This is a genomic window from Pontibacter sp. GD7 (assembly GCF_058216375.1).
Window position 1 is genome coordinate 172208 of record NZ_JBYZMP010000006.1, and the last position, 16644, is coordinate 188851.

At 48.9% G+C, this 16644-nt stretch carries 10 protein-coding genes; all 10 read left to right on the forward strand.

What is annotated here, in order from left to right:
* Positions 1 to 265: 265 nt before the first annotated feature.
* The 10 genes from AC4BAP_RS11445 (at position 266) to AC4BAP_RS11490 (ending at position 16633) form a co-directional block, all read left to right on the forward strand.
* Complete coding sequence (locus AC4BAP_RS11445) at positions 266 to 3460, forward strand: SusC/RagA family TonB-linked outer membrane protein (RefSeq protein WP_490582786.1); 3195 nt, start codon at positions 266 to 268, stop codon at positions 3458 to 3460.
* 19 nt (positions 3461 to 3479) lie between these two features.
* Entirely contained in the window at positions 3480 to 5270 is a 1791-nt protein-coding gene (locus AC4BAP_RS11450; RefSeq protein WP_490582787.1) for a RagB/SusD family nutrient uptake outer membrane protein, read from the forward strand.
* A gap of 21 nt (positions 5271 to 5291) precedes the next feature.
* Complete coding sequence (locus AC4BAP_RS11455) at positions 5292 to 6938, forward strand: DUF4957 domain-containing protein (protein WP_490582788.1); 1647 nt, start codon at positions 5292 to 5294, stop codon at positions 6936 to 6938.
* An 84-nt stretch (positions 6939 to 7022) separates the two neighbouring features.
* Positions 7023 to 8327: a DUF4861 domain-containing protein gene (locus tag AC4BAP_RS11460; RefSeq protein WP_490582789.1), complete on the forward strand. Its 1305-nt coding sequence runs from the start codon at positions 7023 to 7025 to the stop codon at positions 8325 to 8327.
* Positions 8328 to 8386: 59 nt separating this feature from the next.
* On the forward strand, positions 8387 to 9778 hold the full coding sequence (locus tag AC4BAP_RS11465) for a pectate lyase family protein (RefSeq protein WP_490582790.1): 1392 nt from the start codon (positions 8387 to 8389) through the stop codon (positions 9776 to 9778).
* 9 nt (positions 9779 to 9787) lie between these two features.
* Entirely contained in the window at positions 9788 to 10735 is a 948-nt protein-coding gene (locus AC4BAP_RS11470) for a pectinesterase family protein (protein WP_490582791.1), read from the forward strand.
* A 27-nt stretch (positions 10736 to 10762) separates the two neighbouring features.
* A complete protein-coding gene (locus AC4BAP_RS11475; protein WP_490582792.1) occupies positions 10763 to 11992 on the forward strand; it encodes a glycoside hydrolase family 88/105 protein in 1230 nt (409 codons plus the stop codon).
* A 207-nt stretch (positions 11993 to 12199) separates the two neighbouring features.
* Positions 12200 to 13186, forward strand: a complete 987-nt coding sequence (locus AC4BAP_RS11480) for a pectinesterase family protein (RefSeq protein ID WP_490582793.1) — start codon at positions 12200 to 12202, stop codon at positions 13184 to 13186.
* A 37-nt stretch (positions 13187 to 13223) separates the two neighbouring features.
* A complete protein-coding gene (locus AC4BAP_RS11485) occupies positions 13224 to 14912 on the forward strand; it encodes a T9SS type A sorting domain-containing protein (RefSeq protein WP_490582794.1) in 1689 nt (562 codons plus the stop codon).
* Positions 14913 to 14926: 14 nt separating this feature from the next.
* Entirely contained in the window at positions 14927 to 16633 is a 1707-nt protein-coding gene (locus tag AC4BAP_RS11490) for a glycoside hydrolase family 43 protein (RefSeq protein ID WP_490582795.1), read from the forward strand.
* Positions 16634 to 16644 lie beyond the last annotated feature (11 nt).

Consider the following 16644-nt stretch of genomic DNA (forward strand, 5'->3'; position numbering starts at 1 on the left):
CGTTTGCACTAAGAAAAATTTTTGCCTTACTTGATTAGGCAATTGGAGTGGTGTTGGTTGGTGAGCAATTGATTAACGCTGAAACACGGTTGCAAATTCCCTTTGGGTGCATCAGTCTGATTTTAAACCTTACTGAGTCTTAAAATGTCTCAAGGTTATTGCCCAGATGAGAAAACCGGCGGGAGTTACTGAGCGCAAAACTCAAATTCTGTTCTATACCTTAAAACATAACTAGCCTATTATGGAGCATTTTTTACTAAAAAGGATGAGGTATCTGCTTGTGGTGCCTTTATTCTTTATCTCAATTGTGAGCGTGGTGGCTCAGGGACTCACCATTACCGGTAAGGTGCTGGATGAGAAAGGCGGCGGGTTGCCAGGCGTGACCATTCTTCAGAAAGGGTCTGCTACCAATGGCACAGCCACCAGTGTTGATGGAAGCTATACTATAAAGGTGCCCAACAGTAGTGCTGTTCTGATCTATACTTTTATAGGTTACCAGCGCCAGGAAATCCAGGTTGGCTCTAAGACCAATATTAATGTAATACTAGTGCCGGACCAAAAAGTGCTGGACGAGGTAGTAGTTATAGGTTACCAGGAGGTGAACAGAAGGGATCTTACGGGCTCCGTTTCGTCTGTAGGTGCCAAACAGCTAAAGGATGTTCCGATAAACTCAGCCGCTGAGGCGCTTGCCGGCCGTTTGGCGGGTGTGCAGGTTACCGGCTCGGAGGGTACGCCTGATGCTAACGTGCAGATTAAGGTGCGTGGCGGTACTTCTATTTCGCAAAGCAATACACCATTATATGTAGTTGATGGTATTCAGGTAGAGAACGCGCTTAATGTGCTTTCTCCTCAGGATATTGAATCAATTGACGTGTTGAAGGATGCGTCGGCTACAGCAATTTACGGTTCGCGCGGTGCAAACGGCGTTGTGATCATTACGACCAAAGGAGGAAGAGAAATGAAGACTACTGTTAATTATAGTGGTCTTTTTGGCGTTAGGCAGCTGGCTAACAAGCTGGAGGTGATGAACCCGTATGATTTCGTGAAGTACCAGTATGAGCGTAGCCGTGGCAGCGCTGCCTCTGAAACATCTTTCCAGAACACCTACGGCACTTTTGCTGACCTTGAGCTTTACAAAAATGCTCCGTTTGTAGACTGGCAGGACCAGGTGTTTGGAAGAGATGCCGTGATGCAGACGCACAACCTGAGCGTGACAGGCGGTACAGCCGAGACACAGTTTAACCTGAGCGTTACCTCCAACAAGGAAGAAGGCATCATGCTTGGGTCTGACTTCGACAGAAAGCTTGTAAACTTCCGTTTTGACCATAACCTGAGCAAAAAAGTTAAGACTGGCTTCAACGTAAGGTATAACAACACTGACGTAAACGGTGCAGGTACAGCAACTGCCGGTTCTTCTTCTGTAAACAGGCTGCGCCACAGTATTAAATACCGTCCGTTTTTGATGGGTGGCCAGGGATTGTATGATTACGACCAGGACTACGCCGAAGAAACAAACGCCAACAGCCTTGCACTGGTTAACCCGCTGTTGCTGACACAGGCAGAGTATAGAAACAACCAGCGCAACACAACAAACCTGAACGGTTATATCAGCTTAAACCTGACCAACTACCTGACTTTTAAAAGCACGGTAGGTGTTGACCTGAACAAATTCCGCACAGACATATTCAATGACTCCATCACCACAGCATCAAGACAGAACGGCGCAGGCTTGCCGATTGCCTCTATTGATACACGTGATAGAAACGTGCTGACAAACTCGAATGTGCTTACATTCTCGAATAGCAAATTTAAAGATGCCTTCAGTGCGCGCAACAGCATTAACTTCCTGTTAGGCCACGAGATCGTGAACGAAAAGAGCAAGAGCTACTTTATTGAGAGCCGTGAGTTTCCGGCCTTTACTCCTGTAAAATTTGCTTTGGCTAACATGGTGTTGGGTGCCAACCCGCAGTTGCCAAGGTCCTTCGAAGAGCAAACGAAACTGCTCTCCTTCTTCTCAAGACTAAACTATACGTTCGACGACAAATACCTGGTAACGCTGACCATGCGTGCTGACGGATCCTCGGTGTTTGGTGACGGCAACAGATGGGGATACTTCCCGTCAGCCTCAGTTGCCTGGAGAGTGCTGAACGAAAGCTTTATGGAACGCTACAAGTCTGTGTTCAATGACCTGAAAGTACGTGTAAGCTACGGTACAGCCGGTAACAACAGAATTGACCCGAGCTTATTTGAAACGCTTTTTGAGCCAGGCGCTTTCTATGGCCTGAACAACAGGCAGGTAACAGCATTCAGACCAAACAACCTGGGCAACGAGTTCCTGAAATGGGAGACAACAGTATCCAGAAACGTAGGCCTGGATATGGCTTTCCTGAATAACCGCGTGCAGGTTACACTTGATGCCTACCAGAATACCACTAAAGACCTGTTGGTAAACGTTCAGATCGACCCGACATCGGGTTACAAAAACCAGATGAAGAACATTGGTAACACAACCAACAAAGGCATTGAACTACAGCTGAACGGTGTGCCGGTAACGAACAAGAACTTCACCTGGAACTCTAACTTCAACATCTCCTTCAATAAGAACGTGATCGACACCTATGGAACCAGTGACTTCGAGTTGTTCCAGTCGGGTTGGGCAGGTAGCAACGCGCCATTCGATTACATCGCTATTGTAGGTAGCCCGGTTGGCACGATCTGGGGCCTTGTGAATGATGGCTTCTATACGATCAATGACTTCAACTACAACAACGGCGTTTATACTTTAAAAGAGGGTATTGCCAACAACAAGTCTGTAACAGCCCTTGACCCAAAACCAGGTGTTATCAAATACAAAGACCTGAACGGCGACGGCATTGTTGACGACAAGGACAGAACGATCATCGGGGACACGCAGCCAGCTTTCTTCGGCGGTTTAAACAACCAGTTTACCTTCAAGAATTTTGACCTGAGTGTGTTCGTGAATTTCCAGTATGGCAACGACGTGCTGAATGCGAACAAGCTGGAGTTTACCAGCGGCTACACGCCAAACTCCAACCTGCTTAGCATCATGAATAACCGCTGGAGAAACGTAAACGACCAGGGCCAGGTAGTTACTGATCCTACAGAACTGGCTGAGCTAAACAAAAATGCTACCCTGTGGTCTCCGCTTACAACCTCTACATCTTTCTATGTTAACTCATGGGCTGTAGAAGACGGTTCTTTTATCCGAATCAACAACATATCGCTGGGTTATACTTTGCCGACGAACTTGTCTGCTAAAGCCAAGATCAGCAAACTGCGTGTGTACGGTACGGTTAACAACCTGAAGGTATTTACAAATTACTCTGGCTACGACCCAGAGGTAAATACACGTCGCAACAGCCCGATCACTTCCGGTGTGGATTACTCAGCTTATCCTAGAAGCCGCGCTTACATTTTTGGTGTAAACCTTACCATTTAATTTAAAAGTCTTTTCATACATGAGAACTACTAAACTGTCTAAATTTATACTTAGTGCACTACTCGTAGGTGGCCTGACCTTTTCGGTGTCATCGTGTAAAGACTATCTGGAAACAGAGCCTGTTTCTTTGTTTGGTCCGGATTACATTTTCAGCAATGTAAACAGTGCGCAGAAGCAGGTGCTGGGCGTTTATGCTTCTCTGGCAGGCGATAATGGTTATGGCATCCGACTGAGTATGTATTATACTCTGGATGATGACCTGATGATGGGCCAGGGCGCGACTCCTTTCCCGGATAATGAAAGAAGGGATATTGCACACTATACGGTGCAGCCAAGCAACACACAGCTGGCAAACCCTTTCAACCAGCTGTACCAGGGTATAGAGCGAGCCAACAACAGTATCTACTACATCCCTAAAATGGATCTGTATACAAACGGTACAGAGGCCCAGAAGAAAGAACTGCGCAGGCTGCACGGCGAGGCGCTTACCCTGAGAGCACAGTTTTACCTGGAGCTGATCCGCAACTGGGGTGATGTGCCGGCGCGCTTTGTGCCTGCAAGCATTGAGGAGGAAGCGTTTAAAGCCAGAACTAACCGCGACGAAATTTACGACAAGCTGTTGGCAGACCTGGCAGAGGCCGCAACGTTGGTGCCATGGAGAAGTGAGATCGGCGTGAAGGACGAGCGTATAACACAAGGTGCTGTACGTGCCTTGCGTGCCCGTATCGCGCTTTACAGAGGCGGTTACTCTTTAAGAACCAACCGCCAGATGGAACGTGCTGCCAACTACCAGGAGTTCTACAAAATCGCCAGAGACGAGGCAAAAACTATTATCAACCGCAACGATCATCGTCTGAACCCGAGCTTTGAGGCTGTTTTTAAAGAGAATATTGCCGGACGCAGAATTGAGCCAAACGGCGAGGTGCTTTGGGAAGTAGCCATGACAGGCGGTAGCAGCGCAGCCGGCGACAGTAAGCTGGGTTATTACAACGGCCCAAGGCTGAACGGTAGCATAGGTAACGGTGCCTTGACTATACTTCCTACATACTTCTACTCTTTTAACCAGAACGACCTGCGCCGCGATGTGACGGCTGCGCCTTATAACATTAGCTCAGCTTCTATTATTCAGCCGCGTACGCTCCAGACAATGGTAGACGGTAAGTTCCGCCGCGACTGGATTCCGGGTATGCTTACTTCTGCGGCGCAGTACTTTGGTGTAAACTGGCCAATGATCCGGTATTCGGATGTGCTGCTGATGTTTGCAGAAGCTGAAAATGAGTTAAGTGGCCCTACCGCTGAGGCTTATGAGGCAGTGAACCAGGTAAGGAGGAGAGCATTCGGAAAAACCATTACCACACCTGATGTAACCGTGGACCTGCCGGCAGGCCTGGGCAAAGCAGACTTCTTTAAGGCTGTGGTACAGGAGAGAGCCTGGGAGTTTGGCGGCGAAGGTATCCGTAAGTATGACCTGATCCGTTGGAACATGCTGGGCCAGCGCCTGAGCGAAACGAAAACCGCCCTAGCTGCGATGGTTGCCAAAGAGGCTCCTTACCAGAACCTGCCAGGAACGATGTACTTCAAAAACAACTCTACCAAAGTGGAGTGGGTTAACTCGCTATATGCCCCTGTTCCAAGCCCTGTGCCGTCTGGTGCAGATATTAGCAGCGTGTCGTGGGTTGGCAATGGTATTAACACAACCATTCTTACTTATTACGCGGTTGGATTCACACCTAATAAGAGCGAATTGATGCCACTGCACACATCAATTATTGATGCCAATCCGCTGCTGAAACAGGAGTACGGTTATTAATCACTTAAGATGATCACGAAAATGAAAAGAAGATATACTTATAGAGTACTGGCAGGTTGCTTTATGGCGCTACTTGTTTCTTTTGGCACAGTATCGTGTAAAGACGACAAGGCTTTGGAAGATTTTGAGCCGCAGCGTGTATTTACTCCTGTAAACGTAAAAGTGGTAAACGGCGAAACGCAGGCCACCCTTACCTGGAACCCATCGCTGTTTACGCAAGGTAAGGATGCTACTTATACAGTTGAAGTTGCTAAAGACCAGGCTTTTTCAGCTATTGAGCATACAATGGTTGTGAACAGTGCGCAGGCTATTATTACAGACGAGCATGTAGCGATTAAGCAACCATACTTTGCCCGTATTAAAGCAAACCCAATTGGTTCTTCGGCTGCTTCTAACTGGATCACAAGCCCTGAGTTCAGAATTACAGGCGAGCAGATCTTCCTGCCAATACAGAGCGCTGAAGTAAAAGATAAATCTGTTGTGCTGCGTTGGAGACAGACAGCCGGTTTAACCAAGATCACACTAAAGACTGCTGCAGGTAGCACAACTGACTATACTATTACCACTGCTGAGTTAACTGCGCTTGAAAAAACAATCACAGGACTTACTGCAAGCACAGCTTATACTGCCGAGATTTTTGCAGGCAACAAGAGCAAGGGTACCACAACCTTTACCACGAAAGAGCCTAGCATCTTTACCACTATCGTGACCAATGGCACAGAACTGGAGGCTGCTGTGGCAAATGCTGCAAACGGCGACGTGATTGGTCTGGAGCCTGGCGTGTATGATATTTCTGCCGCCGCAACGGTTATCAGCGCAAAGCATATTACCATACAGTCGGTATCAGGAAACCCTGCCAATACAACCGTGCATTATAAGGAGTTTACACTAAAAGGAACCGGTGCAGGTATAAAGGTATCTGGTATCACATTCGATGGTGCTATTGGTGGCGCAAGCTATTTCCTGAACCTGACAGGCCTGAATGCTGATGCCGATCCGGCCACGTTCACGTCCATACTTGTGGAGAACTGTAAGATTAACTCTACGGCTTTCTGCTTTATGCGTGCCAACAGAGCTGCTGCAAACGCTCACAAGATCGAAAGTATAACCATAAGAAACACGGTAGGCTCTAACAACGGCTCAGGCTCTTATCATTACTTCATGATCGATAAGCTGGAGTTCAAGAAGCTGGATATACAGAACTCGACATTCTTTAACTCAGCCAGGGCTTTGATCAGCTGGGCTACCAACATGTCGATGCCAGCAAGGCCGGTTATTACGATCAGTAATATGACGCTTAACAACTTTGGCTTTGGCGGAAGAAACAACATCATTTTCGATGCGAATGGTAATGCTGCCGATTTTACACTGCAGAACAGTATTGTGGCAAACACCCCTAAAGAAGGTACGCTTGGTACCAGCTTGCTGCGTGCGTCAACGGATGGTTCTTCTTCTATCGTCATCCGCAACAACAACTTCTTTAAGTTATTGGATGGCGCCACGCCTCCGGTAGAACTTACCTTCCCGGGATATGCTTCGCTTTCTGATAACAGAACAATAGACCTTGGCTGGACTGCAGCCACAACTACATTTAACCTGCCAACCAGCACACCATTGAGAACGGCCAGCACAACCAACGGCCCGATCGGTGACTCAAGGTGGTGGTAATGATTTAGACTATCAGGGCAGCCAACACGGTTGCCCTGATAGTTTAGTTTGCACGGTACTTAAACAGTATTTGAATTTCCAGACATGAACTTTAACAAGCTAACCCAACGCCTTTTGTCAGTGAAAGTATGGCTGATGCTGCCCATGCTGTTGGCGGGCACCGTATCTGCTCAGAACCTGAAAAAAGAGTTTCCGGGGGCATTTACGGTTACTGTTACCAACCCGATTGCACAGGAGCGTGAAAGTGTTGCTATACTTATACCTGAGCAAACCATCAGAACAGTGGCCGGCACATTTAACCCCAATGCATTTATAGTGCTGGACGGAAAGAAAGAAATAGCGAGCCAGTATAACCTGAAAGATGCCGGTAACAAGGGGGTGATGCTGGTGCTGGACAGGCTACAGGCAAACGAGAAACGCAGCCTTACTGTTAGGTACAATCAAAAGGGCGTTAACAAGCGCAACTATACCAAGCGCACACAGGCTGAGATCTCGCATAAAGTTGGCGGTAAGTTCGAGAACAGGAAATACATTGGTGGTACGTTTGCCAACGTAGACTCACTTTTTGTGCCCGCCGAGCATACCGACCACTCGTTTTACATCCGTTACGAAGGCCCAGGCTGGGAATCGGATAAAGTAGGGTACCGCTTTTACCTGGACTGGCGCAATGCTGTGGATGTATTTGGCAAGACCACACCAGACATGGTACTGCAGCAAGTGGGCTTAGACGGCTTCGACTCTTACCACGAATACCAGCTTTGGGGCATGGATGTGCTGAAAGTGGGCAAGTCGCTGGGTGTGGGCTCGCTGGCTATCGTGGATAAAGGCCTGGCCATACGTGTTGACAAAACAGATCAGGTAGTAAGTAAAGTCACTGAAAATGGCCCTGTTTATTCTTCCATCCAAACTGATTACAGCAATTGGAAAGTAGCAGGGTTAACATTGAATGTACAGTCGCAGCTAAGTATACATGCCGGCACCAGGCTAACCGAGCACATGGTAAAGGTAACAGGCGGCGTGCCACAGAACCTGAGCACCGGCCTTAACAAAGACAAAAACGCTAAGGTGATTACACAGAAAGGCGACGCAAACAGCTGGGGTTACCTGGCAAGCTACGGCAAGCAGAGCCTTAACAACGACAACCTGGGCATAGCCGTACTTTTCCGTCCGCAGGATTTCCAGGAGTTTACCTCCGACGACAACAGTCATATTGTAAAGCTTACGCCTAAAGATGGCAAGCTGCAATATTATTTCCTTTCGGCCTGGGAACTTGAGCCAAACGGCATCAAAACAGAGGCTGAGTTTATTGAATACCTGAACCAAACAGCCAGGGAACTGGCCAATCCGGTGCAGGTACATGTTGCCGGAAGAAAACAGGCGAAACGCTAAAGAACTGCAAGTAGCAAACGAGCAGGTTCATACTTTAAGGTAGTGCCACATTGAAAAAGATGATTATAGGTAACACTTTGTTTGGTTTAGTTTTTCAGTTGATATTCTCTGCCGGCTGCGCTCCGCAACCGGCAGCTGTATCTTCTGGAGTTACACCTGACGTTACAGCCGAAAAGCCGCTGGCGTTTCCGGGGGCAGAGGGTTTTGGGAAGTATACGACTGGTGGCCGCGGAGGACAGGTAGTATATGTAACCAACCTGAACGATGACGGCGAGGGCAGCCTGCGTGATGCGATTCAGAAGAAGGGGCCAAGAACCATTGTGTTTGCGGTGTCTGGGACGATTGAGCTGGAAAGGCCTTTGGATATAAACAACGGCGATGTAACCATAGCAGGCCAGACAGCCCCGGGGGATGGCATTACCATCCGTAACTACCCGGTAAGTATAAAAGCCGACAATGTTATACTTCGCTACCTGCGGTTCAGGCTAGGCGATACTTCCGCACAGGAGGCAGATGCTGTAGGGGCCAACAAAGGTAACAGCAACATCATTATTGACCATTGTTCCATGAGCTGGGCCACCGATGAGTGTGCGTCTTTTTACAGGGGAAAAAATTTTACTCTTCAGTGGAGCATCATCTCCGAGAGCCTCAATAATTCAGTGCACCATAAAGGGGCGCATGGTTACGGCGGCATTTGGGGTGGAGAGGGCGCCACTTTCCACCATAACCTGATTGCCAGCCACAATAGCCGCATGCCCCGTTTCAGCGGTTCCAGCACAACACCAAACTCCGAGCACGAACTGGTAGATTTTCGAAACAACGTCATCTTTAACTGGATGAACAACAATATCTATGGTGGGGAGAAAGGAAAGTATAATGTGGCAAACAATTACTTTAAGGCAGGGCCGGCGACTTCGAAATCCAGAAGAAACCGCATCATAAACCCATCGCAGCCATATGGCAAATTCTATGTTGCAGGTAATTATGTAGATGGCTTTCCGGAGATAACAAAAGATAACTGGGCAGGTGGCGTTCAGTGCAATCACCCGGATTCTGCTAAAGTAGCACAGGCCTATACTGTGGTGGCGATACCGTCCAACACTGCGCAACAGGCTTACGAGCAGGTGCTGGCATTTGCTGGTGCCAGCCATATGCGCGATGCCGTGGATGCCCGCATTGTAAATGAGGTGAAAAATGGCAATCCTGTTAATGGGAAGAACAAGAACGGTATCATCGACTCGCAGGCAGAAGTGGGAGGCTGGCCTGAGCTGAAAGCCACAGCCACCCCAAAAGACATAGACCAGGACGGCATGCCGGACGCATGGGAGCTAAAATATAAACTAAACCCAAACAGCGCAGACGATGCCACAAAGTATACTTTAGATAAGCAGTACACGAACCTGGAAGTATACCTGAATAGCCTGGTAAACACTGATCCGAAAGTAAAATAAAGTATAACCGTGAAAAGTATAGCTGCCATACTGCTACTGTTACTATCATACTTGCAGCTGCATGCGCAGCAGGGCAGGCTGGTAGTGGCACAGGATGGCACAGGTGATTATACTACCGTGCAGGCAGCTTTGGATGCCGTGCCGGCTTTTCCGGTAAACGGTGTAGAGATCTTTGTAAAAAACGGCACCTACCGCGAAAAACTGATCATCCCCTCCTGGAAAACAAATATCACCCTCATCGGCGAGAGCAAAGAAAACACCATCATCACCTGGGACGACCATTCCGGCAAAGGCGATATCAATACCTTTACATCATATACTGTGCTGGTGCAGGGAAACGATTTCAGGGCTGAGAATATCACTTTCGAGAACACAGCAGGCCCAACAAAAGGACAGGCCGTGGCATTGCACGTAGAAGCAGACCGTTGTGTGTTTATGAACTGCCGCATCATCGGTGACCAGGACACATTGTATGCAGGTGTGGCCAACAGCCGACAGTATTACCTTAATTGCTACATAGAGGGCACCACGGATTTTATTTTTGGCCCCGCTACGGCAGTTTTCGAGAACTGTACGATCCATTGCAAGAAAAACTCCTACATTACAGCTGCTTCCACACCACAGGACAAAGCATTTGGCTTCGTTTTTCTGAATTGCGATGTGACTGCCGCTGACCCAAACCTCAAAGTATACTTAGGACGTCCCTGGAGGCCTTTTGCCAAAACAGTTTTCATCAACACTAAACTAGGGCCTCATATTCGTCCGGAGGGCTGGCATAACTGGAACAAGCCAGATGCCGAGAGCACGGCTTTTTATGCAGAGTATAGATCCAAGGGGCCGGGGGCTTCGCCGGGAGCCAGAGTGGCGTGGGCAAAGCAGTTAAGCAGTAAGGATGCTAAAAAGTATAAACCTGAGCTGGTTTTGTCCGGTGAGGATAAGTGGCAGCCGAAGAAATGAAAGAGCAAAGTATAAATCTGTAACAAGATGAAATTTACCAGATACGCATTTGTGGCACTAACTTTACTTGCTGCTTCCTGCAAGAATGGAGAGCCTGTAGCTACAACTTCTTCAGTATCACAGCCAGCTGCCAAAGTTTGGTCGGTGCGTATGGCCGACTCTGACATAAAGCGCAACCCAGAGGGCTGGATGATCGATTTCAGGCCAGAGCCGAAGTGGGATTATACGCAGGGCCTTTTTGCCAGCGCCATCGAAAGAGTATGGGAGAAAACCCGTGACCCGAAATACCTGGCCTACATAAAAGCATACGCCGACCTGATGATTAGCGAAGACGGCACCATTAAAACCTATAAAAAAGCAGACTACAACATTGACCGCGTGAATCCGGGTAAGTTTCTGATGGAGCTTTACAGGGAAACCGGTGATACCAAGTATAAACTGGCATTCGAGAACCTGCGCGACCAGATGCGCACGCACCCCCGCACAAAAGAAGGTGGCTTCTGGCACAAGAAAATATATCCGCACCAGATGTGGCTGGATGGCTTGTACATGGCATCCCCGTTTCTGGCGCAGTATGCTGTGGAGTATAACGAACCGGCTTTGTTTGACGACATTGCAAACCAGATCGTGCTGGTAGACAAGTATACCTGGGATGCGAAGAAAGGGCTTTGGCGCCACGGTTGGGACGAAAGCAAGGAGCAGAAGTGGGCCGATCCGGTAACAGGTCAGGCGCCAAATGTTTGGGGCCGCGCCATGGGCTGGTATGCGATGGCTTTAGTGGATGTGCTGGACTACTTTCCGAAAGATCACCCGCGCAGAGCCGAGATACTGCAGATAACCCGGAAAATGGCCAATGCGCTGGTAAAGTACCAGGATGAAAAGACTGGCCTGTGGTACCAGGTAGTGGACCAGGGCGGCAGAGAAGGCAATTATTTAGAGGGCTCGGCTTCCAGCATGTTTACTTATTTTCTGGTCAAGGCTGCTAAAAATGGCCACATCGACCAGAAGTACTTGAAAGTCGCCCAGAAAAGCTACAACGGAATACTGACAAACCTGATAAAAGAGAATCCGGATGACACGATAAGTATAACCAATGTGTGTGCTGTGGCAGGCCTGGGCGGCACACCTTACCGCGATGGCACCTACGAGTACTACATCAACGAAGAACGCCGCGACAACGACCCCAAAGCAGTGGCACCCTTTATCATGGCTTCTTTGATTTTTGAGGAATTAGGTACGGCATCGGCTTTGAGGTAGAAGACTCAGCATGGCGCGAGCGTCCTCGCTCGTGTCGGGCTATAGCTGGGCCTCCGGCCCAGTTGGATTGCAAATCCAACTGTATAGTAAGTCACGGATCACAGATCCGCGCCAGCAAATACTAGAATGAAACTACACTCCATTTGAAGGGGGTAGGGGGATGACAAGACGGCAAACAAGAACAGCTTAAATAAAAAAACTAATAGAATGAACTCCCGCTTTCTCCATACTTTATACTTCACATTTATACTTTGTGTATTTGCACTAAAAGTGCAAGCGCAGAAGTATGATTTTGTGGTGGCAAAGGATGGAAGCGGCGATTTTAAAACAGTGCAGGAAGCCATTAACGCAGTACCGGACTTCAGGAAAAATCAAACAAGCATCCTTATAAAGAAAGGGGTTTACAAAGAAAAGCTGACACTGCCGGCATCAAAAACGAATGTGCGGTTTGTTGGCGAAGATGTAAAGGCCACCATCCTGACTTACGACGACTACGCCTCGAAGAAAAACCGCTTTGGAGAGGAAATGGGCACGACAGGCTCTACCAGTTTTTATGTGTTTGGAGATGATTTCACCGCAGAGAACATCACTTTTGAGAACAGTTCAGGGCCGGTGGGGCAGGCCGTGGCAGTGCGCATAGACGGCGATAAGGTTATGTTCCGAAACTGCCGCTTTCTCGGTTTCCAGGACACGCTGTACCCACACGGAGAAAAAAGCCGCCAGTACTACAAAGACTGCTACATTGAGGGCACCACGGATTTTATTTTCGGGTGGTCAACGGCAGTGTTCGACAACTGCGAGATATACAGTAAAAAGGGTGGCAACTATATTACGGCTGCTTCTACATTACCCGAAACCGCTTACGGCTTTGTGTTTATGAACTGCCGCCTGACAGGCGATGCGCCGGCCAGTTCTGTTTACCTGGGCCGCCCCTGGAGGCCTTATGCCAAGACCGTGTTTCTGAACTGCTACCTGGGTAACCACATAAAGCCGGAAGGCTGGCACAACTGGAACAAACCCGAAGCAGAGAAAACAAGCTACTACGCAGAGTATAACTCCAAAGGTCCGGGTGCGAACCCTCGCAACAGAGTGAACTGGGCGCACCACCTTTCAAAAGAAGAGGCGCAGAAGTATACGCTGGAGCAGATCTTCGGCGATTGGGTTCCCGGCATAGCAACCGCATCAAGCAAATAAATCTACCTACACTACTACCTTTTACAGTAACTAACCTATGACCTTAACCTCTACACACTCTAAAAGTATAAGCCTGCTTGGCCTGCTGCTAATTTTTATACTTGGCTATAGCCCTTTACAGGCGCAGCAACTTGCTTTTCCGGGGGCAGAAGGTTTTGGCAGATTTACAACCGGTGGCCGTGGCGGCGCCGTGTATGAAGTTACCAACCTGAACGACTCTGGTGCAGGAAGCTTCCGTGATGCCGTGACCAAAACCGGTGCCCGGACAATTGTTTTCAGGGTAAGCGGCACGATCACGTTGCTTAGCGAACTGAGAATAAAGAACGGAAACCTCACCATTGCGGGGCAGACAGCACCAGGCGACGGTATTGCCATCAAAAATAATGCTGTTGTAATTGAGGCGGACAATATCATTATTCGGTACATGCGCTTCAGGCTTGGCGACGAGGCACAGGTAGAGAACGATGCCATCTGGGGACGCAACCGCCAGAACATCATCATAGACCATTGCTCACTAAGCTGGGCTGTTGACGAGACCGGAAGCTTTTACGATAACAAAAATTTTACCCTGCAGTGGTGTATCCTGAGTGAGAGTCTTTACAGATCGGTGCATAACAAAGGCGACCACGGTTATGGCGGTATCTGGGGAGGGCAGGGGGCCACGTTTCATCACAACCTGTTGGCGCACCACTCTAACCGCAACCCACGCTTTAACGGTGCCCGCTACAGCAACCGCCCCGATCTGGAGTATGTAGATTTCAGAAACAATGTAATTTACAATTGGGGTAGTAACAGCGCTTATGGCGGCGAAAGAGGCAACCATAACATTGTTAACAATTACTATAAGTATGGCCCTGCTACCACCAGCAGCTCTAAACGAAACCGCATACTGGATGCCAATGCGCCATCCGAGGCCGAGCTGGGCAAATGGTACATCAATGGCAATTACGTGTTTGGCTACCCGGTCACCACAGCAGACAACTGGAACGGCGGTGTGCAAAACGTAAGCTACACTGACTGGCAGACTAAAATAAGAGTTAATGAGCCCTTTGCTTTTGCGCCTGTTCGCACCCAGACAGCCGAAGAAGCTTTCCTGAGTGTGCTGGACAGTGCCGGGGCCATACTTCCGAAACGCGATGCCGTGGATGCCCGCGTCGTAAATGAAGCCAAAACCGGCACTGCCACTTACGGAGGAGCCTATGGAGCAGGCAGAGGCATCATTGACACGCAGGGAACCGTAGGAGGCTGGCCAACGCTAAACTCTGCACCGGCCCCTGACGATACCGACAAAGACGGAATGCCGGATGCCTGGGAACTGGCAAACGGCCTTAACCCGAACGATGCCTCCGACAGAAACGGCGACTTTAACGGCAATGGCTACACTAACCTTGAGAAGTACCTTAACTCACTGACACTTAAAACGGTAACGAGCCTGCCCGACCACTCTGAAAAGTATGGGGTATCTGTTTACCCAAATCCGTTTTCTGGCCTTACTTCCATTGTGTTTAAAGTGAAGCAGCGTGTGTCGGTATCGGTTGTGATACACGATGTTGCTGGCCGACAGGTGACAGTATTGATGAACGAGCAGGCAGCGCCGGGCAACTACGAAATATTCTGGAATGGGAAAGACAGTAACAGCAATAACCTGAAGGCTGGTTTATACTTCTGCACCATACAGGTTGGCCAGGAGAAGGTCGTTAAAAGAATAGCCCTTTTGAAGGAATAATAACAGGTAAAAGTATGCCAGCAGTCCGGTTTATAGTCTCTGTTGCTTTCACAGTGCTTTCCTGCAGCTTCACGGTTTCATGTGTAGCGCAGCAAAGTATAAATGCAGCCAGCGCACTGCCAGACGTGCAGGTATCGAAGGTGTGGGTAGCCGATAAAGGTGACGGTACTTACCAGAACCCTATACTTTATGCCGATTACTCTGACCCGGATGTTTGCCGCGTAGGTGATGATTATTACATGACCTCCTCCAGCTTTAATGCCATACCTGGTCTGCAGATCCTGCACTCCAAAGACATGGTAAACTGGACGATCATCGGCTATGCCCTGGACCGGATTCCGCCTTACGAGCATTTTGCCAAACCACAGCACGGCAACGGCGTTTGGGCACCATCCATACGTCATCACAACGGCGAGTTCTACATTTACTGGGGAGATCCGGATTTTGGCATTTACATGGTTAAAACCAAAGACCCGGCAGGCAAGTGGGAGAAGCCGGTGCTGGTGCAAGAAGGAAAGGGGCTGATCGATGCCTGTCCGCTTTGGGATGACAATGGCAAGGCCTACCTGGTGCATGCCTTTGCCGGAAGCCGTGCCGGTATAAAAAGCGTGCTGGCGGTGCGCGAAATGAGTCCGGACGGTACTAAGCTGCTGGATGAAGGCACGCTGGTTTTTGACGGACATGATGCGCACCCGACTGTGGAAGGGCCGAAGTTTTATAAGTACAACGGTTATTACTACATTTTTGCACCGGCAGGCGGCGTAGCCACTGGTTGGCAACTGGTTTTAAGATCAACAAACCCGTACGGCCCATACGAAGAGAAGATCGTGATGGACCAGGGCAAGACAAGTATAAATGGTCCGCACCAGGGAGCCTGGGTAAGTACTCCGGGTGGCGAAGACTGGTTCTTCCATTTTCAGGATGTGGAGGCCTATGGCCGCATTGTACACCTGCAGCCGATGAAGTGGAAATATGGCTGGCCCGTGATCGGTGAGGATAAAGACGTCGACGGGAAAGGGGAACCGGTGATGCACCATAGAAAACCTGATGTGGGCAAAGTATACCCTGTTTCTACTCCGCAGGAATCGGATGATTTTGATGGTAACAAGCTTGGCTTGCAATGGCAGTGGCACGCCAACCCGAAAGTAACATGGGCATTTTCAAACCCAGGCAAGGGGCATCTGCGCCTGTTTACCGATCAGGTGCCGGAGGGCGCCAAGAACTTGTGGGATGTACCGAACCTGTTGTTGCAGAAATTCCCGGCAGAGATATTTACCGCCACCACCAAACTGAAGTTCACGCCAAATCCAAAGCTGGAGAACGAGCGCACCGGCTTGTTAGTAATGGGAGAAGATTATGCCTACGTTGGCCTGGTGAGTAAAAAAGAAGGAGTATACTTGACTTATACTTTTGTTGAAGATGCCCACAAAGGAACCCCTGAAAAAGAGGAAGTAATCGGTAAACTGAATAGCAGTGAAGTATACTTTAGGGTAGAGGTGGACAAAGGCGGCAAGTGCCAGTTCAGTTACAGCGAGAACGGAAATCAGTTTAAGAAAGTAGGCAGCAGCTTTACTGCTGCGCCGGGCCGATGGATCGGGGCCAAGGTAGGCGTTTTTGCCATAAGGCAGGATAAAACAAACGATGCCGGCTTCGTGGACTTTGACTGGTTCAGGATCACACCAAACGTTAATGCCGCTTCAATTTTACAGAGCAAGAAATAACTAACCAAGGA